We start from the raw sequence: 20,748 nt of genomic DNA, 5'->3' as shown, positions 1-20,748 counted from the left end.
TATTCAATCTCTACTCACACATGAAAAACACGCTACTATGTAGTTGGTTACTTATGGTGCTTTTTTCTGTGCCAGCGCTGGCACAGGATGTAGCTGTAAGCGGCCGTGTCACTTCATCAGAAGACGGCTTAGCCCTTCCGGGTGTAAGCGTTCAGGTCAAAGGAACAACCCGAGGCACCACCACCGATGCAAATGGTCGCTACCAGATTACTGTTCCATCTACAGCTCGGCTGATCTTCAGCTTTATTGGCTATACCAGTCAGGACGTAGCTGTAGGGAGTCAATCAACGATCAACATTGCGTTGGTTAGTGGTTCTCAGAGTCTCGACGAAATCGTGGTAACCGCCCAGGGAATCGAGCGCGACAAGCGATCGTTGGGGTACGCAACTCAGGAAGTAGGCGGTAATATTCTGGCTCAACGCTCTGAGCCTAACCTGCTCAACGCCCTTCAGGGTAAACTTGCCGGGGTTAGTATAACGGGGGCCAGTGGTGCGCCGGGAGCCTCAACAAACATTAACATTCGGGGTATCACCTCCTTTACAGGCAGTAACCAGCCGCTCATTGTGGTGGATGGGATTATCTTCAGCAACGACGTCAACCTCACGCAGAACACGCTCTTCGGTACACAACCCTCCAACCGGCTGGCCGACATCAACCCCGAAAGCATTGAATCACTTAACGTACTGAAAGGCCCCGCGGCTGCGGTTCTGTATGGGTCGCGGGCTTCGGCGGGTGCCATTGTGATCACGACAAAATCGGGTCGAAATCAGAATAACAAGACCGAAGTAACGGTCAATTCTTCCTACAACGTTCAGAACATATACGGTCTTCCCAAATTCCAGAATGACTACGGGCAGGGGGCGAATAACCTGTTTACAGCGAATTCGGCTAACTCATGGGGGCCCGCTTTCGCTGGTGGACCCGCTACCGTAACCAATACGCAAGGGCTTGTGGTACCTTATCAGGCGTATCCAAATAACGTAAAGGATTTCTACAAGCAAGGGAGCATCATCCAGAATTCAATCAATATTGCCTCTGGTGATGCAACTCGCAATTACATTCTTGCGATTGGCAATACGCTTCAGAATGGGGTTATCCAGAACTCAAAATTTAACCGCACCAATGTACAGCTAGGAGGTGAATCCCGTCTAAAGAATGGCCTGAAGATCAGCGGAACGGGCACTTACGTCCAAACCGTATCGACAGGCATTCCAGGCGGGAACGGCGCTAGTGCGTTTGGTCAGATCACCCGAATTCCCCGTAGCTACAATCTGCCTAATGAGCCCTATCAGGATGCGAATGGCAAAAGCATTTACTACTCAACGACCAGTAATAATCCCGAATGGAGTGTAAATAATGAGCGACTCGATAGTCAGGTGGATCGGTTCTTTGGCAACTTTCAAATCAGTTATGATATTACCAAATGGCTCAATGTGGCCTACCGGGTAACGGGCGACACCTACACCGACCGACGAAAATTAACTTTGCCTATTGGCTCAGGACGGTCGCCTTTAGGTGAAATTTCGCAGGACATTTTCTTCCGAAATGAATTGAACGGGGATCTATTGATTTCGGCCCGAAAAGACAATTTATTCCTGGATGGCCTGAATGCCAACCTGTTACTTGGCAATAACATCAATCAGCGAAAATCGCAGGAATCGCTGGTTGATGCCGCTTCGCTGACGATTCCCGGCTTTTATAATGTAGGGAACGGCTCCGTCTTTACCGGAAGCGGGGAATTCGCTACCAATCGTCGTCTGGTTGGCTACTACGGTCAGTTATCGTTGAATTACAACAATTATCTGTTCGTTGAATTATCGGGCCGGGCCGATCAGTCATCGACGCTGCCCAAAGCGAACAATACCTACTTCTATCCTTCGGCTTCGGTAAGTTTTGTGCCAACTGATGCCTTCAAGATTAATTCGGACGTCATTTCGTATGCTAAGGTCCGGGCCAGTATTGCCAAGGTAGGGCGCGACGCCGATCCTTATTTGCTTAATTCGGTGTATACAACAGCCCTTTATGGGAATAATGTGGCCAGCATTACTTTCCCCTTGCAGGCAAATGGCGGAAGTATTCCGGGGTTTGCAGTGAGTAGTCGGATTGGCAACAATAACCTGACACCTGAGTTTGTTACTTCCTATGAAGTGGGCATCAATCTTGGTTTCTTCAAAAATCGCCTGAGTATCGATGCATCGTACTTCGATTCGCACAGTAGGAATCAAATTTTCAACGTAGCTATCTCCAACTCAACGGGTTATGATACTCGGACGACAAACGTTGGGGAACTACGAAATCAGGGTGTCGAGCTGGTGCTAAATGCCACACCAATACGAGTGGGCGGCTTTAAATGGGATGCTACGTTAAATTATACACTGATCCGCAACAAGGTCATTTCGATTGCACCGGGGATTAAATCATCCAATGTTGGCAGTTCGGCAACGAATCTTGTTGGTTCGGGAGCCAATGCCTTCACCGGAATCATTCCGTCTATTTACGAAGGTTACCCATATGGTGTAGTGGTTGGAACGGCTAATGCACGGGTACAAAGCACTGACCCCGCTGGCTTGTATTATGACCCCACCGGCCAATATGCGGGCCAAAATGTCATCAATGGAACCTCCGGCCAGTTTGCACCGGGCATTGCGAACTCAGTTATCTCGAATCCGCAACCCAACTATACAGCAGGCTTGACCAACACCTTTTCCTACAAGGGTTTTGCATTGTCGGTGCTGGTTGATACCCGGCAGGGCGGTCAATTATACTCCTTTAGCGTGACCGATGCCAGGGCTAACGGCACCCTGTATGTGACGGGTCTCGATCGCGATCAGCCCCGAATTTTACCCGGTGTGATTCAGAATGCCGATGGAACATTCCGACCAAACAACATCCAGTTAAGTTCGCAGGTGTACTGGAATACAGCCCTAGGTGGACTGGCGTCGGAAGCCGCCGTGTTTGATGCAACCGTGTACCGGCTCCGCGAAGTAGCATTGAACTATACCCTCCCGAAGAGCTTACTGAGCAAAACACCCTTTGGAGCGATTTCAGTGGGGGTTAGTGGTCGCAATTTATTTTTCTATGCACCCAACTTCCCGGCTGATCCTGAAATCAATACCCAAGGAGCGGGGAACATTCAGGGACTGGATCTCAATGGTCCACCAAACACCCGCAACTTCGGCGGCAATATTCGGCTCACGTTCTAATCACTTTTTATTCGACTTACTCATGAACTTCATACAGCACAAACGCTATCTGCTCATTCCCCTGTTTTTGGGAATGGGTGCCTGTAGCAAATTTCTGGATGTTAACGTAACTCCCAACAATCCAACCTCAGTCACGCCAGCCGTATTGCTACCTGCCGCTCAGGCCGGAACTGCTTTTGCCAATGCCAACGAATTGAATCGCTTTTCCTCAACGCTTATTCAGCAGTTGGCCGGGGCAGCGAATAACCCGCAGAACTACGATATTTTCCAGACCAATGGGGCAGATATGGAAAATCAGTGGCGTTTTGAGTTGTATGGCGGAGCGCTCGTAAACTATCAGAAGTTGATTGAATTGGCTGATGCCAACAATGCGAAAGCCTATACAGGTATTGCCAAAATCATGAAGGCTTACACCTTCAGTATCGCCACTGATTTCTGGGGCGATGTCCCTTACTCACAGGCGCTACAGGGCGAATCCTTCACCGCTCCCCGCCTGGATAAGCAGGAAGACATTTATAAAGGGAATGCGTCGCTGGGGATTCAAAGCCTGTTCGATCTGGTTCGTGAAGGCGTCAAGGATCTTGATGCCACGTCGACGGTGAAACCTGGTGCCGACGATCTGATTTATGGGGGCGATCTGGATAAGTGGAAACGGGCAGGCAATACATTGCTGCTCAAATTTGCAACGACGATTAGCCGCAAAGAACCCGCTTTGGCAACCAGTGTGATTAATGAGGTACTGACGGGCAATACCTACATCAGCGCCAATAGCGGAGATATGAATTTCACATTTGGAGCTAGTGTGGGTAGTCAGGACCCGCGATTCACCTACACCGCTGTTAGTACATTTAAAGATGACATTATCCTCAGTACACGCTATTTAGCTCTACTCAACAGCCTGAATGATCCGCGTTTACCGATCTTTTTTACCAAGCCAGGCGCCAATTATGTAACGATTGATAACGGTTTCCGGGGAACACTGCCCGCACCAGTAACTAGCTGGTCACGCTATAATAAGTATGTAACCGGCAATAACGGGGAAGGTCCCGTACGATTGGCTACCAATTTCCAGCGGGCCTTTATTCTGGCCGAAGCTGCCTTACGTCTGGGAACGCCCGGCGATCCACAAGCGCTCTATACCGAAGGCATTAAAGCGTCGATGACACTGGCCGGACTTACGACAGATCAGATCACGGCCTACCTGGCGGCCAATCCAACCGTGGCTACCTTAACGGGTACCACCGAGCAGAAAATCGCCCAGATTATTACGCAGAAATACATCGCGTTTACGGGTAATGGCCTGGAGAACTGGAATGAGTACCGCCGGACAGGATACCCAGTTCTGCAACCTTCTCAAAACGCAGCTGGCATTGACGGCACCCGACCAGTTCGTGCCGTTTATATCAACAGTGAGATTCAACGCAATACGAATTTCCCAAATCCAGCTCCGCAATCAAATATCCGGGTTTGGTGGGATGTCGATTAATATTCATGACGATCAAACACTCAATTGAATGAAAGCAAATCTGATAAAATGCTTAGTACTGGTTTTGGTAGCTAGTAGCTGTTTCTCCTGCAAGGACGATTACGTCTACAGCGATCTGGTTCGCGATAATCGCCCGACGATTCCAGTAACGTTCCCTGGCACTACCAGTTACGGTTTCAATCCGTTCATTACCAGCTCTCTGGCGGCTGGTGGGCCTATCCAGTTTACGTTGTCGATACCGGCTTCGAGCGGTCGCACAATTAAGGAGATTACTAAAATTGTGGGCGGTGCAACAGGTATCAACATAGCTACTTTAAATGCGGCCACCGCCACAACGGCTTATAACGCAGCCCCCATAGCCGGTAGTGGCACAACAGTGGTGTTTACCACGACGATGGCGGATTTCAAGGCAAAATACCCGACGGTGGCCACGGCACCCGTTGCGTTGCCCAACTATACAGAAATCCAGTTCATCTTTCTGGTAACCTTAGATGATGGTACACAGATCGTACCCGAGCCGGTTCGAGTGCGCGTAGTAGCCTGATTCAGGCAGGCATTTGAAAACTGTTGACCTATTAAAACTGACTATTTTTTTGCAGGGCTTTCTTATAAAAATACCGTAGGCATGTAATCTTTGTAGAAAACGGTCAACCACCCTTTTCTACAAAGACCTCACCTCTACGAGGTTGTATTTTTTATGAGAAAACTCTGCTATTTTTTGTCATTCCGCCCCAGGAGGAATCCCAAGCTTGATTAATAAGGAATTTTGAGATTCCTCCTGGGGTGGAATGACAAAAAATAGTTATGAATTTTTGGGGAAATTTTCTTTAAAAGAATACTTTTCCTGCTTAACCAAACAGTTTTTTTCATTAAATAATTAAAACAATTTTAGCCTAAATAATAAAATATATTATTAATATAAAGTATAATCTTAACGCAGAGTTTACATACAGATAAATTATTTTCCACATACTTCACGCCTACTAAATACCTGCTAGTTTCATCAGTCAAAACTTACATATTTGTTAGCTCCCACTCGTGAAAACTCTCCTCTCTTCACCTGGCTGACCAATTAAGATCTCCATGAACTAGTTGTGCTTTACCTGTATGCTTACTACCTACTGGTAAACAGATTTTCATTATAACACATTGATAATTAGCAACTTAATATACACACTTAGAATTAACCTATTTATCTTCACTATCCTACAAGGTTTATAGATTCTGTAAACCAGCGTACGGCCGTCAATTCTTATACACTTCTAGACGAGTAAATTATAAGCCCCCAAACTTATATCGAGTCTATTTTTTCACTTCATCAACAGTAGGCATTTATAAGCCTTTACCGCTCTTGTATTATAATAACCATTTATACAAAAAAGCAAAAGATCTGATTAATACCTTGTCTTTTTGATGCTAGAAAAACGAATCCCTATTTATCTGTAACCTCTTTACGACAACACTACAATGAACACGATTATCTTAGCTCTGTTACTGGCATTTAGTTTCAGCTTAAGTGCGTCCGCAAATCCTGATCTTCCGCAGGCAAACAAAAAGAATCGACCTACTAAACTGGCTCGTTATCAGCTAGGCGCTTATCTAACGGCAGATGGGGCAAAGTTGCGAATAAATGTAGATAAGGAATTGGAAGGGCAGGTATATCTCCAGCTCCTCGATCATAAAGGAAAATTGTATTTTGATCGAATTCTGGATACAGGAGAATCATTTATACGGCTCAGCCTCGATTTAACGGATTTAACCGACGGCGACTACAAGTTAAAAGTATCCAATGGGCTTGAGATGGAGATTCGTGAAATTAAAATCACGACTAAACAGCCCACTACGCTTACACGCACACTCACTGTATTGTGAGTCCTTCAGGCCGCTGCTAAGGCTGGATAGCGTGAGTGCTATCCTGTTTCAATGATTCCCTTTAGCGCTTATTTATGACTAGTTGGTTACCTATCTAATGAACAAACCCGATCTTGATCAGTGGACAACAGCCTTTGCTCTGATGGCTTTTTTAGGGCTATTTATGGCACCTTTGCTTTTAAAACAGGCTGGCCAGCAGAAACACCAGATTCGCTATATCGTAGCGATTCTGGTGTTATTTTCAATCGTACTAATCTATTATGTACTCTACTGGAGCAACTATTTACAGTTTTTCCCTTACCTGAACAGGCTGGCAGAACTACTCTTCCTCTCGTTTGGGGTATTGTTTTATTGTTATCTCAAAGAGCTGCTTCACCAGCCCGTTTCGTCCCGTACCCGGCTGATTCATTTTCTACCTTTTCTAGTAGTCTCAGGCATCCATTTACTCCTGATTCTGTTGAACAGTATCCTGCCCGATTCGTTTTTTCAATCAACTCCGTTTTCGTACTACCGATACTTTTATAAGTCGCTTCCCTGGATTGTCCTCATCCATCTTTCGTTGTATGCAGTCGCCATCATTCGGCTTCAGCCATCGTTCCAAAGCTTACGGGAGGTTTCTCAATGGGCACGCTGGTTTAGTTTATCCTATTTAGGTTTTGTGCTAGCCAACTGGTCTTATCATGTCTTGGTGAACATGTCATTTTTTAACCGGGACTGGGATTATGCTATTTCCCTGAGTATGGCCATTTTTATTGGGCTGGTGGCGGTATTAGCTTATTTGCAGCCCCATATTTTCCAAACAAATCAGCTGCCCATTTCTGAATTAAGAGTACTTACGACCCCAACAGCCACATTCCCAGGGGTTAGACTAGCGACGGTTATTCCCCGTTCGTCTGTACCGACTCAGCCTGAAGTTCGCTATCGTCATTCGGGTTTACCTGCACACATAGCCCGCCAGTTTGCCCAGCAACTTCAGGAGCTGATGTGTACCGAAAAGCTTTATCATGACAATGAGTTACGGTTAGAGACAGTAGCCGAACGACTGAACATCAGCCGCCATCATCTCTCGCAGGTACTGAATGAGCAGCTAGGCATGAATTTCTTTGAATACATTAATTCCTTACGGATAAAAGAAGCCAGGGAGTTATTACAGCAGGTACCTCGTCAGCAACTTAATATTATCGAAGTGGCCTATCAGGTAGGTTTCAATAATAAAGTTTCCTTTAACAAAGCGTTTAAGCACTCAACCGGGCAAACTCCCAGTGAATTCCGGCGCTCGATGCAGGACAAACCCGATTATAATTGCTCGACCCCCGCCGATGAAAGCTAACTACTTGGGTTAAACACAGAAATCAGTAGGATTGCCAGGAGAATGTCCATTGGTCTGTTTTCTTTTCACTCCTGCCGAAATAGGCAACGCCGTTATCGCCCCACTGCCAGCGAGCTTTCTCCACGCTGTCAACTTGAAAGGCAAATTGGGGTTCAATAGCTGAAGTCCAGCTAATTTCGCCCTGAATCAGTGTTGGCCAACCGCCAAACTTGATTCCTTCGGCATTGGGAAACAGCTCAGAATAGTTATCCTCAAACCTGGCTGGCACGGGAATGGGGCAATCTTCCCAATGCGGAAAATCCTGCTCGATCACTTCAGGAATCATCTGCATTGGTTTGATGGGCGATGGCACTTTAAGTTGCGACAAGGGGACTAAGTCGTCGGTTGTTTTATACGCTCTGAGGCACCAGCTTGTGCCGTTTTCATCGCCATCAAGAGGTAGCTCACCCGAAGTAATAAAGACGGTAATTAACGCAATGTCATTGACAAGTTCCGGTTTGAATGCGAACTCGTCCAAATTAATCTGGCAGAGGGGAAGCATCGGTTTGCCGTTAGTATGAGGCCAGCTTTCCTCTGCGCTGGCTACCAGAACTTTCCCGATCCAGGAAGCCAGCGGGTTGTCGGTAGGACGAAAGCCACCAACCTTCATCCGAATAGCTCGTCGGGCAATCTGGTCAATAAACTGCTTCTTAGTCATAGCGGACTTTATTTCCCGGCTGACGCACTCATCGTTTTCAGTAAAGCCGTAAACGTTTCCGGCGTGTTATTCCGTTCGGTATAAATTTCGGCACTACGCTTAATCAAATCAGCAAATCGCTGATGCTGTGGACCTACAACCGTAGCGTCAGCTCCTTTCTCAAGAAGCAGCCTGCATACATCCCATAATTCTAACCGGGTTGCGGCCAACAATGCCGAATGGCCCGCCAACCAACTCGATGCCGTTGGCGGATAAACCGAATTAGGGTCGGCTCCGTGAGCTAGTAACAGCTTTATTTTCTCCTCTCGATCATAGTCATATTCCATGACGATAAACAGAATAGGCGTCGGAAGCTGCAATAGCCCTTTTGCATTCGGATTGGCGCCATTTTTCAAAAACCAATCCATCAAGACTGCCGAACTATTCCGACTTACCCGTGTATGAGTAGGTATGTGGCTTGAATCGGCGGTTTCGATCGCAGCTCCTTTGGCGAGTAAAAGCGACAGACAGGGTATGACCCACAGAGAATCCTGACTATATACGCCTTTAAGAGCTGCAAAATCAAGTAGTGTAATGTAATCAGATCCGCTTTCATTTAGCTGAGGAATAGGTTGCTGCAAGAGCATTTTAACCTGCTCAATGTCATGATCTGCAATGGCCTGGGCTAGTTGTCGGCGTTGTGGATCATGAAAATAATAGGTTCCATTCGCCTTTCCATCATCATTCTGCCTGGTTTGTCTGCTCATACTTGTCTGGCCCATCCAGTGAATAAGCCCTACCACGATAGGCAGAAGACCTAGCACAAAGACGATAATCCTGCTAAGCTGAAAGGGAAGGCAGTTTACACCAATCAGAATGACCAGCAGGATAAAACCAACGAAGAGATACCCTGCCGCCATGCCTCGTCCTGCGGCATCTGTACCAGACTGATTTAGGGTTAAGGAAGAATACGTGAGCAGAATGCCATAAATGATCAGGAATGACCAGTTAGCGATGGTAATGGCTTTCATTCGATACGCTTATACGTCGAAGGGTAACGCATACTCTCTGGAAATCACCTTAGATGAGCGCGTTTTTACCTCTACCTTCGCTTTGAGGGGCGAACCCAGCACCAGGTAATTTTTCACAAACTGATCCTGATAATACATCCAGGATTGGTCTTCCAGCAAATACTCATCCACACCTTTTTTAGAGGCTTGATACGCCCACCGCTCCACAATCAGTGGCTCATAGTTGATAGTGTTTCCCATGTAGAGAACCTGTATACCTGGCTGCGACTGGTTGCCTAGTTCGGTACAGCTTACTACCGTAATTGTTAATGATGATCCATCTTCCAGGTCTCTTACCGACCATTCGTCGATTACACTTTTTTCGTTTGCCATTGTCTTGTGTTTAGTTACGCTTAAGCGCTGTTTAATACAAAACAACATAGCCCGAAGAGTCAATCAATGTGAGAGTTAGTAACTGGTAGGAATGAATAAACAAGTAGTTGATTTAACAGGAACACTGCCCAGATTCACCTTGTGTAAACTATCCTTTACTACCGTTCCAGCGGGTATTCTGATGGTGCTATCGGGCCGCTATGTCTTCTAGTTGCTGAACTATATTTCTTACTGCTGCAATCCTTCCAGGTTAACGCGAACTATGAGTTTTTTTGACCGCGTAGGAGCTTAATCGAATTATAATCACCCATAAAATCTCGTAGTTCGCATTAGTTTACATCTTGTTTATCAATCAACTAAAGCAAATAACGCCTTTGTTATGCCTGGTATGAGTACCGGCTCTTTCACTTATTTTTGACTTATTTCTACTTTCCCGCAACAGACTCAGATGTCATTGCGTACAGAGTACATATAAGCTTTATTATGTAGTTCAAAAAAGCCGGGCTCCCTGAGTCCGGCTTTTTTTTAAGTTTCACAGGTTATCTGCTAACGTCGCTCATCCTGGCATCAACCTGACGAATTACTTCGGCAAAATCAGCCGGTTTATTCGCATAATCCAGCGCATTTACATCTAAAATCAACAGAGGTCCGAGGTTATATGAACCGGCAAATTCTTCGTAGAGTTGATTTAAATTACCCAGGTACTCATTGCTGATAGCCTGCTCAAATGACCGCCCCCGTTTCTGAATCTGTTTGCGAAGTTTGGGCAAATCGGCCCGGAGGTAAATCATCAGATCGGGGGGGCGAACCATACTCATCATATTCTCGAATAAGTTGCGATAGGTAAAATAGTCACGCTCGGGCATGGTGCCGTCCTGGTAGAGATTGCGGGCAAAAATAGAAGCATCCTCATAAATAGTCCGGTCCTGCACCATCGTATGCGCCTGACTACCAGGTGAGGCCGAATTAGCCTGCTGACTCACCAGGATCTTTTTCATTTGCGCAAAGCGACTATTCAGGAAATAGATTTGTAGATTGAACGCCCACCGAGGCATATCAGCATAAAAATCGGCCAGATAGGGATTCCCGTCGACGGCTTCGTAGAGTACTTCCCAGCCGTAGTGAGCGGCCAGTAATTCGGCCAGCGTTGTTTTGCCAGCTCCAATATTTCCTGTAATAGCGATATGCATGGATAAATAGATAAGTCAATAATTGCCAGTCTACCGGGCAATTTGGGGCAATAAATGTAGACAGTCAATGACTCTTGACCAAGATCAGGGAACTAATCATTGTTTTAATTTAATTTTGTAATTCAGAACGAACATTGAGCAGCACCCTTTCGCTCATTCACTCTTTCGCTCTTTAAAAATGAAACCGTACCGCGTTCTTCTATACTATATTTATTCGCCCATTGAAAACCCGGAGCAATATCGGGAAGAACATCATTTGCTGTGCATCCGCCTGAACTTACTCGGGCGCGTCATTGTAGCCCCCGAAGGATTGAACGGAACTGTCTCTGGCCTAACAGAAGACTGCGAAGCCTACATGGCCGCGCTCCGCGCCGACGCTCGTTTTGCGCACACGGAGTTTAAGATTGATGAATCGGACGGACATGCGTTTCAAAAGCTGCACGTTCGGGTGAAGGCCGAGATTGTTCACTCTGATTTAGGTGTCGATCCACTCAAGCAGACGGGTATTCACCTCGAACCAGAAGAGTTCAAGCAACTCAAAAATGACCCTGATGTCGTGCTGGTTGATATGCGGTCAAACTACGAGCACGAAGTAGGCAAGTTCAAAGGGGCCATTACGTTCGACATGGACAATCTGCGCGAACTTCCCGAACACATTGCCGAAATCGAGCATCTGAAAGGATCAGGCAAAAAAATTGTGACGTATTGCACAGGGGGCATCAAATGCGAGAAAGCCTCTGCTTATCTGCTTTCGCAGGGATTTGATAACGTGTATCAGCTTCATGGCGGCATTATCAAATACGGCATAGAAGCTGGCGGTGAAGATTTTGATGGCGAATGCTACGTATTTGACAACCGCGTAACGGTTCCGGTCAATCATATCAACCCAGTTGTCGTATCAACGTGCTATCGGTGCGGTACACTCACCAGCCGGATGATCAACTGCGCCAGCCCGGTTTGTAACAACCACATTACCCTCTGCGAGGATTGCGGTCATGACCATGCCGGAACATGCACCGATGCCTGCAAAGAAGATCCAAATCTGCGTCCTTACGACGGTACGGGCTATTACGGCAAGCAAACGCAGAGCTACTCCCCTATCCAAGGTTATAAAAGCCGTCAGGGTCAGAAGGTTGATGTGGTTATTAATAATGCGTAATCCATTATCAGCCCACTGCTTCAGCTGTGGGTATACGATGGTAATATATACATTAATGTGAACCGTTTCAACGGTTTATGCGAATGGCAAACCGTTGAAACGGTTCCAAATTTTACGGCATTTTTCTCCTCACCCACAGCTAAAGCAGTGGGCTAATATTCCTCACTTATTCACCACATTTACCGGCTCACCATCCAGAAATGCCGACAAATTCTGAACGGTAATATCCATCAATCGGGATCTAGCTTCGATTGTTGCCCAGGCTATATGGGGGGTAATCAGGCAATTCTTCGCCGTAAACAATGGGTTATCAGCGGCTGGCGGCTCTTTGGATAATACGTCGATACCTGCTCCGGCAATGACGCCTGTATTCAGCGCGTCGGCCAAATCCTGATCTACAATAATTGGCCCTCTGGATGTATTCAACAGGAACGCGGTTGGTTTCATCAAAGCCAGATTCTCTTTATTGATAAGCCCCTGCGTTTCTGGCGTTAGTGGACAGTGAATACTCACCACATCCGATTGTGTCAGCAGTTCGGGTACGTCAGCCCAGCTGAAATTAGGCCGATGTGACTGGTCTGTATGATGCCGTTTCGAACCGATAATATTCATACCGAAAGCCGTGGCTATATCACCGACTTTCTCGCCGATACTGCCAAATCCAATAATACCAATGGTTTTGCCAGCCAGCTCAACTAGTGGATAATCCCAAAAGCACCAGTCAATCGAGCTAGCCCATTTGCCTGCCCGCACGGCATCACTATGGTGTTTAACGTGTTGGGTTAATTCGAGTAATAAGGCAAAGGTCAATTGAACTACAGACGTTGTTCCATAACCGGGTACGTTACAAACGACAATCCCTTTCTGCTTCGCAACCTCTGTATTGATAATGTTATAACCCGTAGCCAGCACACCAATAAATTTCAAGACGGGGAGTTGCGTCAACAGGTCTTCGCCGAGGGGTGTTTTGTTGGTAAAAATGATTTCGGCATCTTTTGCCCGCTCCACTACCTGGTCGGCAGGAGTTCGGTCATATACTGTTACGTCACCAAATTTCTCCAATCCTTCCCAGGATAAATCACCTGGATTCAGTGTATACCCATCTAATACGACAATCTTCATTATTGAGTTTTTCTTGTTTATGATATTTATCCTCACCCCCGGCCCCTCTCCTAAAACAGGAGAGGGGAGCAGAACTCGCCCGTTTTTAGCCCCTCTCCTGTTTTAGGAGAGGGGTTGGGGTGAGGTGACTTTTAGAGGTCTACACCCGCGCCCAGGCTGCATTCAATGTCCGTTTGGCATTGGCAATTACGACATCGGGGTCTTCATCACCAAAAGGTTTTACTTCAAAGCTGACAATAGGTGGATTTTCTGTATTCAAATAACCGATGTCTAATAGGACTTTCAGGTAATGCGTCACTTCTGGCACGTCGTTTTCGCCATTTGGAAAACCGAAGCGTGGGTGGACATCGCCATAAGCAGGCATATCCGGGCTTTTGACGACGCAGTTGCCAATGTGGGCGTGCGTGATGTAATCTTTGACAGGCAAAAGTGATTCCTCAATCGTCTCGTGAATCAACGGAATGTGGCTCAAATCGACCATTAAACCGAAATGATCATGCTCTTTTCGAACTTCCTGCACGTAGCGTAAGGCCAGATCAGCGGGGCCGATCAACGATTTTTTATCGACATCATAATCAAACACTTCCAGCGAAATCTTCATATCGCCCTTACTTTTTGCATAGGCACAGATTTCATTGGTGGATTTTACGAGCAGCTCAAACGCTTCTTCTTTTCTGGACTCCTCATACTTCCCGCTCAGAAACGAGTAGCCTGTAGCGCCGATTTCATAGGCTTCATCAATACCTTCTTTTACATTAGCGAGCGCCCGTTGCCGCCCTTCTTCGTTGGTGTCATTCAGGTTTAGGCCTGTCGTTAGTAATCGGGGCTGTGCCGCATACGCCACCGTCATGTGCGACGATTCGAGCAGGCTTTTTACTTTTCGACGAACATCCAGGTCTTTGACGGTTGTAATTTCTATGGCCGTGAAATATTCATCCAACACAACTTTTTTAATGGTTTCCAGAACTGGTCCTTCGCCCTTCATGGTTTCGGGAAATGCCATAAAATGAACCAGGCCAACTTTCATGTAGTTACAAAGCGGTGCATTCATATCAATTCAGGTGCAATCGTTAATTTACTAAATCGGGAGTTTGTACTTTCTTTTTGGTAGTTGTCAGAACAGAAATGGCTATTCCGGCTAACAATACGCCTAATACGATCAGGTAAGTATAGCCTTTCGAGAGATCGGGGATAGCTGCGGCTTTCTTGCTGCCGAGCATTTCGTAGACTGGAATAATCCATTTTACGGCGTATGCCTGAGCCAGCACGATGAGGCAAATGAAACTCAGCATATAAAAACTATGCTTCACCGTAAAACGGAACAGTTCTGATTCTTTGCCCACCAGATTGCCCGCAGCCGCAGCTACAGCAATAGACTGGGGCGAGATCATTTTACCAACCACACCACCCGATATATTAGCCGCTACGGTTACGACCGGGTCAACGCCAATGGATTGAGCCGTAGCATATTGAAGCTTGCTAAACAACGCATTGGCCGACGTATCGGAGCCGGTAATGAAAACGCCCAGCCATCCCAGTACTGGGGCAAAAAATGGGAACAGGTAACCCGTATTCGCCAGCACTTCGGCCAGCGTGAGCGTAATGCCCGAATCATTCAGGATGTAGGCAAATCCTAACACTGCGGCAATCGTTAGAATCGGAAATTTGAGTTGGTTTAGCGTAGCACCAAACACTTGTACGCCCTCACCATATGTCAGGCCAACTAACGGAATAACGACCAAAGCAGCAATCAAAATAGCTGTCCCAGCGGCAGATAAGTAATTGAATTTAAATATTTTAGGTAGCAAACTCCCATCTTCTCCCTGAATAGCGTTGTGCAATCCAGGAAACTCAAACTGGGTCATTCCCGTCGAATTCAGTACGTCTTTAATCGGCTGAATACCCCAGGCGATTACCATAATGGTCAGCACAATGAACGGCGACCAGGCCCTGATAAGTTGCCCGTTTGTGTAGCTGATGTCGGTGTTAATTGTGGCAGCGGGTTCGTTGGCAAAACGCCAGATAGTCGTCGGTTTCCAGAAGCGCAGGAAAACCATAAGGCAGATAATCGAACCAAGTCCGGCAATCACGTCAGGTAATGCAGGGCCTAAAAAGTTCGACGAGAAGTACTGAAGGAAGGCAAACGAAATACCAGACATCAGAACTGCGGGCCATATTTCCTGCGCTTTTTTGAACCCAGCAATGATACTCACCAGATAAAAAGGCAGCATAATCGATAAAATCGGCAATGTTCGACCAACCATTTGCGAGATGGGTAATTCGGGAATGCCCGACACCTGTGAAGCCACCGTAATGGGAATCCCGATCGACCCAAAGGCGACCGGCGCGGTGTTAGCAATCAAACAAATACCCGACGCGTAGAGTGGATTGAAACCCAGTCCAACCAGCATAGCTGCCGTGATGGCAACGGGTGCTCCGAACCCGGCAGTCCCTTCCAGAAATGACCCGAACGAAAACGCAATCAATAACGCCTGTAACCGCCGGTCGGAAGTGATGGACGCCATAAAGTGTTTTATGATCTCGAACTGACCGCTTTTTACGGTGACATTAAACAGGAAAACTGCCATAGTCACCAGCCAGCAAATGGGAAACAAGCCATACACCGCCCCGTGCGCGGCTGACAACAGCGCTAACTTTATGGGCATTCCATAAACCAGAATGGCGATAACCATGGCCAGTCCTGTAGCGATCAGGCTGGCCTGATAGCCCTTCATTTTCCTGATAATCAGTGCCCAGAATATAAACAGAATGGGTACTGCCGCTACTACTACGGATAAAGTAATATTGTTAAACGGATCAATAACTTGTTTCCAGATCATGGTTGTATTCAGTTAATGAATTGATTTTCAATCTTCCATGGCGTCGGGTTCTAAAAACTGACACCACAGTCCTACTCAATTACGCCAAATCCAGCGCGACGATTTCGTGATCGAGAATCTTGGGTACGGATACGGTTACTTTGCCACCTTTTAGTTCAAACTTAGGCTTTTGGTCGCTCATAAGTAGCTTTACACCAGTCACTTTTGCGCCAGCGGGAACAGTAATACTGACCTGAGCATCTACAGGAATCAACTCCCGAAAAGGGCCTTTCATCATCATGGGGTTGGTCAGGTTTACCAGATGCACAGTCATCGAGTTAGCCTGCCGCCAGACATTGACATCGATCACGCCTGGCCCTGTTACGGCGGCAATGGGTTCTTCATCGAGTGCCCAGTTCACAACATTACTCAGCAGTTGACCATGATCGATGCCCAGCATTTGCCAGAACGAGCGATCCAAATCGCCGGGAATGTAGGCAACTCTCCCTTTGCCAACTTGCCGCAAGTATAGCTCCCGCGTATCGGTCTCCGCTACGCGTGGGTACACATCCTCCATAGGCAGGTCAGGATACGTAGGAATCAGCGTGATTGGGCTGGGGAACGTGGTCGTTGGCTTCACATCGACTTTATAAATCGCATTGATAATACGGGGCGTATCCTCCAGTCCTTTTAGAATCAGTTGCGTCTGGCTGTTTTTGGCGTCGTTGCGCAATTGCAAATAGCTGTTTCGCATCGGTCCCTCTACCTTCTGATCGTATGAAACACCGAATAAACTCGCCAGACCAAAATCGGATCGTTGCTTACCTTCTTCGTCATAGAGCGATGTTTCGAAGGTAGAGACAACGCTACCGCCATTATCTACAAACGCCTGTATCTGTTTGCATTGCGCGTCGGAAAGGGCCGCAATATTGGGCAAAATCAGCAACTTAAACCGTTTCAGATCTTCGGGTGTAAGCAGCCGGTCATTCACCATATCGAACGGAATACGGCTCTCGACAAGGGCGTGATACATGCCGTCCAGGTGATCACTGCTTTTCTGTTGCCACGGCTTGCCGCCGTAATTGCGGTCGGTTTGTTCCGAATAAACGACACCGACGCGCGACATCGAAGCCGTGTTACGAAGGTATTTCTCGTTTTTATAGTAACCTTCATACAGCTTGGCTACTGCTTCCATCCACCGTTTGTCGTAGATGTCGCCACCGAATTTTACAAAGCAGGGACGCATGCCGTTGGCCGTGCCTTCGGCTGCCCAAATCCGAATTTCGGCGTCGCTCTGTACAGAATCTTTCCATCGAAATTCTTCTTCAATTCCAATGCTAAATATCCCAATCAGTGGCTTCATACCCAGCGTAGAACGTAGTTCCTTGGCTCCTTTTCCATTGGCCCAGGGAGCGGTAAGTCCACGTCGCGCCTGTTGATCAGCGAAGAACAGATCGGCTTCTTTCCCGGTCATTACTTTGTCGGGGAAGCCATTGGGGATGAATCTTGCTGTCGGTTTTTGCTTACGGATACCCGCATCCCACACCGACCAGACTTCTCGCAAGCGCTTCATCCGCCAGTCGGCCCATTTGCGATACGTTGGGTCAAGTTTATCAACTGCTTTTGGTAATTCCAGACCGGAAGCCTTTTTGAAGTTACTCGTGCAGTGCTCGCAATAACAAATATCATGACCATGCCAGCGATTCGAGAAAATACCTTCGGGCTGAAAGTTCTGCATGATTTCCTGATTCACCTGGGTCATGAAATCAAAGTTATATGGCCCCAGTGCGCAGGTAACCCACAAATCTGGATTGGCCCAGTGACGGCGTGGTTTTCCATCAACGGTTACGGCAATCCAGTCGGGGTGTGCATCGTAAACATCCTGCCGGGCAGCATGAGGGTCGGTACGAAGCATAATTTTCATACCCTGTTTTTTGCAGCCTTCTACCAGATAACCCAGTGTATTGGAATTACCCATAAAATCGCTGCGGTGATGCAGGGGGATTTTAGTCGGATAAAAAGCAACGATGCCACCGGCGCTGAGCAGGGCTCCATCGGCATGAATCCGCTTGAAGTAATTGAGCCAGAAATCAGGGTCGTAATGGCCGGGATCTCGCTCAACAAAAGCAAGTTGCGCCCAGCGCATCGGCCCATCGAGCCAAAAGCCATCGGTTGGCGCTAGTACATTGGCAGATGGATTCGCCAGGACAGATGGCCCGGATAACGCATAGGCGCTTCCTATGAGACCGGTGGTTTTAATAAAATCTCTTCGTTCCATGATTTAGGGAAATTATGGCTCCTGTGCCAACGTAATGTCGCGCTGTACCTGCGGGAGATAGTTGCTCCACAGAAAGCGCTGGGAATCTTTATAGGCATTCTCTTTCGAGATATAGCCTTCGGTGTAAGGCACTTCGTGATAATGACTAGCTGTAATTTCGCTGACTTTTCGCCAGTGGGTTACGCATTGATTCAGGTAGGTTATTGCCTTCTGTTGCTGCATTTTGTCCTGCGAAAGTCGGTAGGTTTGAAGGGCTACGCCCGCCCGAAGTTTATCCGCAAAATAGCGGCTCAGATAGGACCAGGTTTCCAGATCTGCTAATTCACAAGCCAATGTTGGCGAATCGCCTGAGCGTAGTTGCTCCACCCGCTGAAGTACCGTTTTACTATCAGCATCCAGTAAATCGGCTAGTTGTAACGGTGTGATTTTTCCTTTTGGGATTGCCTTTTTTGCCAAAATCTGACTAACGTATTCCTTGATCGACAGATATGTTGGCTCTAAGGTGGAATGGTCGATTAGCTCGTTGATGGAAATAAACGATGACACGTTATCCTGAAAGCCTTTGCCAGCCGAAAAAGGAGCCAGAAAGCCTTCTGAATACAAGGTATAATCCCAGGTTGACCCGTAGAAAGAAGCCAATCGCAGCGGCATTTGACTAGCTGCCGAATAGGCTTCGAGCATTGGCTTGCCCGATTTCATCCCATAGCGATTCACGAAGGAGGCTTCGAATACGGCATCTGGTGTGGACGGATCATAAAGCAGGCGGCCCCAGAGCTGGTAAAACAGCCATTGTTTTTCAAATGCATACTCCCAGGTCCGGTGATTGCTGGTTATATGCGAATAATCCTTGGCTGGTATATAGCCCTCCGAACCGACAAAATACCCATTGACGTAAGGCGCTGTATTCTGTGCAATGTGCCGACGAATGAAATCGGGTTGTCCCCAGCGAAGAATGAAAAAATCCTCATTCCGAATCATCCACTGAATGCGGTAATTCGAGGGCAGTGGATTCCAGTAGCCATCGTCCCGCTTGCCCGAATGCGAATCATGCGTCAAGGCCAATGTGGGTGTTGAATGCCCATGCGACCAGTTGAATTTGATTTCGACCAGCGTCGTATCGGGCAACTGGGCATTATTGATCACTCGTCGCATTTCGCCCGGATCGGCGGAAAGTACCGAACGGTGGATAAACTTGACCGGTCGCTTAGCGGCTTTCATCCCAGCCACAATTGTTTCCTCCAGCCAGTCTTCACGATCTTTAGGTGTCATCTCTGGCAGGGTTGAATTGGTCCCGCTGAAATTGCTCATCCAGTCGGCCAGCGTGATTCCGATTCCGGCCAAGTCAGGATATTCATTGATGACCTGCGTAACCACTTCACGTGTATACCGTTTCACCACCGCCGACGTATCGTTTCGCTCTTTAACGCCATACGCCTTCGCGAACTCGGGCGAAACGGCAATGTTCCAGTTAACGATATAGGGTTCGATACCGCGCTCTTTCGCCATTCGGAACAGGCTTGTCCAGAAGCGTTTCCAATCCGCCATCTCGGTGGCCGAGAAGTTGTTGGCCTCCTGGAAGTTCGTTGGCTTCACCATGAAGGAGAACGGATGGATATTCCAGAGTGACAGGATATTAAAGCGATTTTCAGCCATTTGATCTAGCAATCGCTGCCAATACGCAAGATCACGACATACGTCTTTATGCACCTCCATCGCCGGACCCGATCGGTACGATGACCAGGGCAGATTAACTTTCAATGCACGAACTGTAAAATGCGGATTAACGACTTTGGGTGGCAGCGTTTTCCAGCTTTTCCCCATCTGAATCTGTTCCGCTACGTCCAGTACGCCATACATCGCTCCAGCCGCATCGACAGCCGTAATCAGCAGATTATTATTCTGGTAGCTAATCCGATATCCTTCTTCCCGAATAAACTGTTCACCCTGAGCGGATTCAACCGTAATAAAAACTCCGTTTACGTTGGTTCCGAGTGTAACCGGTACTTTCCGAACAGGCTGACCAGCTTTTTGAAGTGCCCTTTCCAAACGGCTTACCCCAAATTGAATCGGTTTGCTGGTGGTGTCGTAGGCAATTGTAAGCTGGGTTTTTCCATTCGTTGCCTGCGCGTAAGAGCCTCTTGGAAACGAGAAGGCGAAACCGAGAAAACAGATCCAATAAAGAATGTATTGCCTTTTCATGCAGGGCTATG

General features: G+C 47.3%; 15 protein-coding genes. 6 read left to right on the top strand and 9 right to left on the bottom strand.

From position 1 onward, the window contains the following. Positions 1–20: 20 nt before the first annotated feature. The 5 genes from GO755_RS03050 to GO755_RS03030 all read left to right on the top strand — a co-directional run bounded on the left by GO755_RS03050 (position 21) and on the right by GO755_RS03030 (position 7,891). Positions 21–3,203, top strand: a complete 3,183-nt coding sequence (locus tag GO755_RS03050) for a SusC/RagA family TonB-linked outer membrane protein (RefSeq protein ID WP_157583080.1) — start codon at positions 21–23, stop codon at positions 3,201–3,203. A 22-nt stretch (positions 3,204–3,225) separates the two neighbouring features. Beyond that, positions 3,226–4,689, top strand: a complete 1,464-nt coding sequence (locus GO755_RS03045; protein ID WP_157583079.1) for a SusD/RagB family nutrient-binding outer membrane lipoprotein — start codon at positions 3,226–3,228, stop codon at positions 4,687–4,689. A 28-nt stretch (positions 4,690–4,717) separates the two neighbouring features. Beyond that, on the top strand, positions 4,718–5,233 hold the full coding sequence (locus tag GO755_RS03040) for a hypothetical protein (protein WP_157583078.1): 516 nt from the start codon (positions 4,718–4,720) through the stop codon (positions 5,231–5,233). Positions 5,234–6,156: 923 nt separating this feature from the next. Further along, on the top strand, positions 6,157–6,561 hold the full coding sequence (locus GO755_RS03035) for a hypothetical protein (protein ID WP_157583077.1): 405 nt from the start codon (positions 6,157–6,159) through the stop codon (positions 6,559–6,561). 97 nt (positions 6,562–6,658) lie between these two features. Further along, positions 6,659–7,891, top strand: a complete 1,233-nt coding sequence (locus tag GO755_RS03030; RefSeq protein ID WP_157583076.1) for a helix-turn-helix domain-containing protein — start codon at positions 6,659–6,661, stop codon at positions 7,889–7,891. 22 nt (positions 7,892–7,913) lie between these two features. Here the strand turns inward: GO755_RS03030 and GO755_RS03025 are convergent, their stop codons facing one another. The 4 genes from GO755_RS03025 to GO755_RS03010 all read right to left on the bottom strand — a co-directional run bounded on the left by GO755_RS03025 (position 7,914) and on the right by GO755_RS03010 (position 11,160). Further along, positions 7,914–8,588: a DUF1963 domain-containing protein gene (locus GO755_RS03025; RefSeq protein WP_198174735.1), complete on the bottom strand. Its 675-nt coding sequence runs from the start codon at positions 8,586–8,588 to the stop codon at positions 7,914–7,916. Positions 8,589–8,596: 8 nt separating this feature from the next. Then, positions 8,597–9,598, bottom strand: a complete 1,002-nt coding sequence (locus tag GO755_RS03020; RefSeq protein WP_157583075.1) for an ankyrin repeat domain-containing protein — start codon at positions 9,596–9,598, stop codon at positions 8,597–8,599. Between the two features lie 9 nt (positions 9,599–9,607). Continuing rightward, a complete protein-coding gene (locus GO755_RS03015) occupies positions 9,608–9,970 on the bottom strand; it encodes a hypothetical protein (RefSeq protein ID WP_157583074.1) in 363 nt (120 codons plus the stop codon). A gap of 539 nt (positions 9,971–10,509) precedes the next feature. After that, the gene (locus GO755_RS03010; protein WP_157583073.1) at positions 10,510–11,160 is read right to left on the bottom strand and encodes a deoxynucleoside kinase; all 651 of its coding nucleotides are present in this window, start codon (positions 11,158–11,160) and stop codon (positions 10,510–10,512) included. A 178-nt stretch (positions 11,161–11,338) separates the two neighbouring features. Between GO755_RS03010 and trhO the strand changes: the two genes are divergently transcribed. After that, positions 11,339–12,319, top strand: a complete 981-nt coding sequence (trhO, locus tag GO755_RS03005) for an oxygen-dependent tRNA uridine(34) hydroxylase TrhO (RefSeq protein ID WP_157583072.1) — start codon at positions 11,339–11,341, stop codon at positions 12,317–12,319. 162 nt (positions 12,320–12,481) lie between these two features. On the opposite strand, the gene GO755_RS03000 is transcribed toward trhO, so the two are convergent. The 5 genes from GO755_RS03000 to GO755_RS02980 all read right to left on the bottom strand — a co-directional run bounded on the left by GO755_RS03000 (position 12,482) and on the right by GO755_RS02980 (position 20,737). After that, a complete protein-coding gene (locus tag GO755_RS03000) occupies positions 12,482–13,441 on the bottom strand; it encodes a D-2-hydroxyacid dehydrogenase (RefSeq protein ID WP_157583071.1) in 960 nt (319 codons plus the stop codon). A 139-nt stretch (positions 13,442–13,580) separates the two neighbouring features. Continuing rightward, on the bottom strand, positions 13,581–14,492 hold the full coding sequence (locus GO755_RS02995) for a sugar phosphate isomerase/epimerase family protein (protein WP_157583070.1): 912 nt from the start codon (positions 14,490–14,492) through the stop codon (positions 13,581–13,583). Between the two features lie 19 nt (positions 14,493–14,511). Continuing rightward, positions 14,512–16,281: an L-lactate permease gene (locus tag GO755_RS02990; protein WP_157583069.1), complete on the bottom strand. Its 1,770-nt coding sequence runs from the start codon at positions 16,279–16,281 to the stop codon at positions 14,512–14,514. Between the two features lie 79 nt (positions 16,282–16,360). After that, entirely contained in the window at positions 16,361–18,538 is a 2,178-nt protein-coding gene (locus GO755_RS02985; protein WP_157583068.1) for an alpha-amylase family protein, read from the bottom strand. A 12-nt stretch (positions 18,539–18,550) separates the two neighbouring features. After that, complete coding sequence (locus GO755_RS02980) at positions 18,551–20,737, bottom strand: beta-N-acetylhexosaminidase family protein (protein ID WP_157583067.1); 2,187 nt, start codon at positions 20,735–20,737, stop codon at positions 18,551–18,553. Positions 20,738–20,748 lie beyond the last annotated feature (11 nt).

The organism is Spirosoma arboris, from assembly GCF_009754945.1.
Classification (GTDB): domain Bacteria; phylum Bacteroidota; class Bacteroidia; order Cytophagales; family Spirosomataceae; genus Spirosoma; species Spirosoma arboris.
Note: the sequence above shows the minus strand (reverse complement) of the source record. Positions and strands in the feature narration are given on the sequence as shown.

Coding starts and splice junctions, on each gene's coding strand:
- GO755_RS03025 (WP_198174735.1), bottom strand. CDS start 8,588: ATGACTAAGAAGCAGTTTATTGACCAGATTGCCCGACGAGCTATTCGG.
- GO755_RS03010 (WP_157583073.1), bottom strand. CDS start 11,160: ATGCATATCGCTATTACAGGAAATATTGGAGCTGGCAAAACAACGCTG.
- GO755_RS02995 (WP_157583070.1), bottom strand. CDS start 14,492: ATGAATGCACCGCTTTGTAACTACATGAAAGTTGGCCTGGTTCATTTT.
- GO755_RS03050 (WP_157583080.1), top strand. CDS start 21: ATGAAAAACACGCTACTATGTAGTTGGTTACTTATGGTGCTTTTTTCT.
- GO755_RS03045 (WP_157583079.1), top strand. CDS start 3,226: ATGAACTTCATACAGCACAAACGCTATCTGCTCATTCCCCTGTTTTTG.
- GO755_RS03040 (WP_157583078.1), top strand. CDS start 4,718: ATGAAAGCAAATCTGATAAAATGCTTAGTACTGGTTTTGGTAGCTAGT.
- GO755_RS02985 (WP_157583068.1), bottom strand. CDS start 18,538: ATGGAACGAAGAGATTTTATTAAAACCACCGGTCTCATAGGAAGCGCC.
- GO755_RS03000 (WP_157583071.1), bottom strand. CDS start 13,441: ATGAAGATTGTCGTATTAGATGGGTATACACTGAATCCAGGTGATTTA.
- GO755_RS03015 (WP_157583074.1), bottom strand. CDS start 9,970: ATGGCAAACGAAAAAAGTGTAATCGACGAATGGTCGGTAAGAGACCTG.
- GO755_RS02990 (WP_157583069.1), bottom strand. CDS start 16,281: ATGATCTGGAAACAAGTTATTGATCCGTTTAACAATATTACTTTATCC.
- GO755_RS03030 (WP_157583076.1), top strand. CDS start 6,659: ATGAACAAACCCGATCTTGATCAGTGGACAACAGCCTTTGCTCTGATG.
- GO755_RS03020 (WP_157583075.1), bottom strand. CDS start 9,598: ATGAAAGCCATTACCATCGCTAACTGGTCATTCCTGATCATTTATGGC.
- trhO (WP_157583072.1), top strand. CDS start 11,339: ATGAAACCGTACCGCGTTCTTCTATACTATATTTATTCGCCCATTGAA.
- GO755_RS02980 (WP_157583067.1), bottom strand. CDS start 20,737: ATGAAAAGGCAATACATTCTTTATTGGATCTGTTTTCTCGGTTTCGCC.
- GO755_RS03035 (WP_157583077.1), top strand. CDS start 6,157: ATGAACACGATTATCTTAGCTCTGTTACTGGCATTTAGTTTCAGCTTA.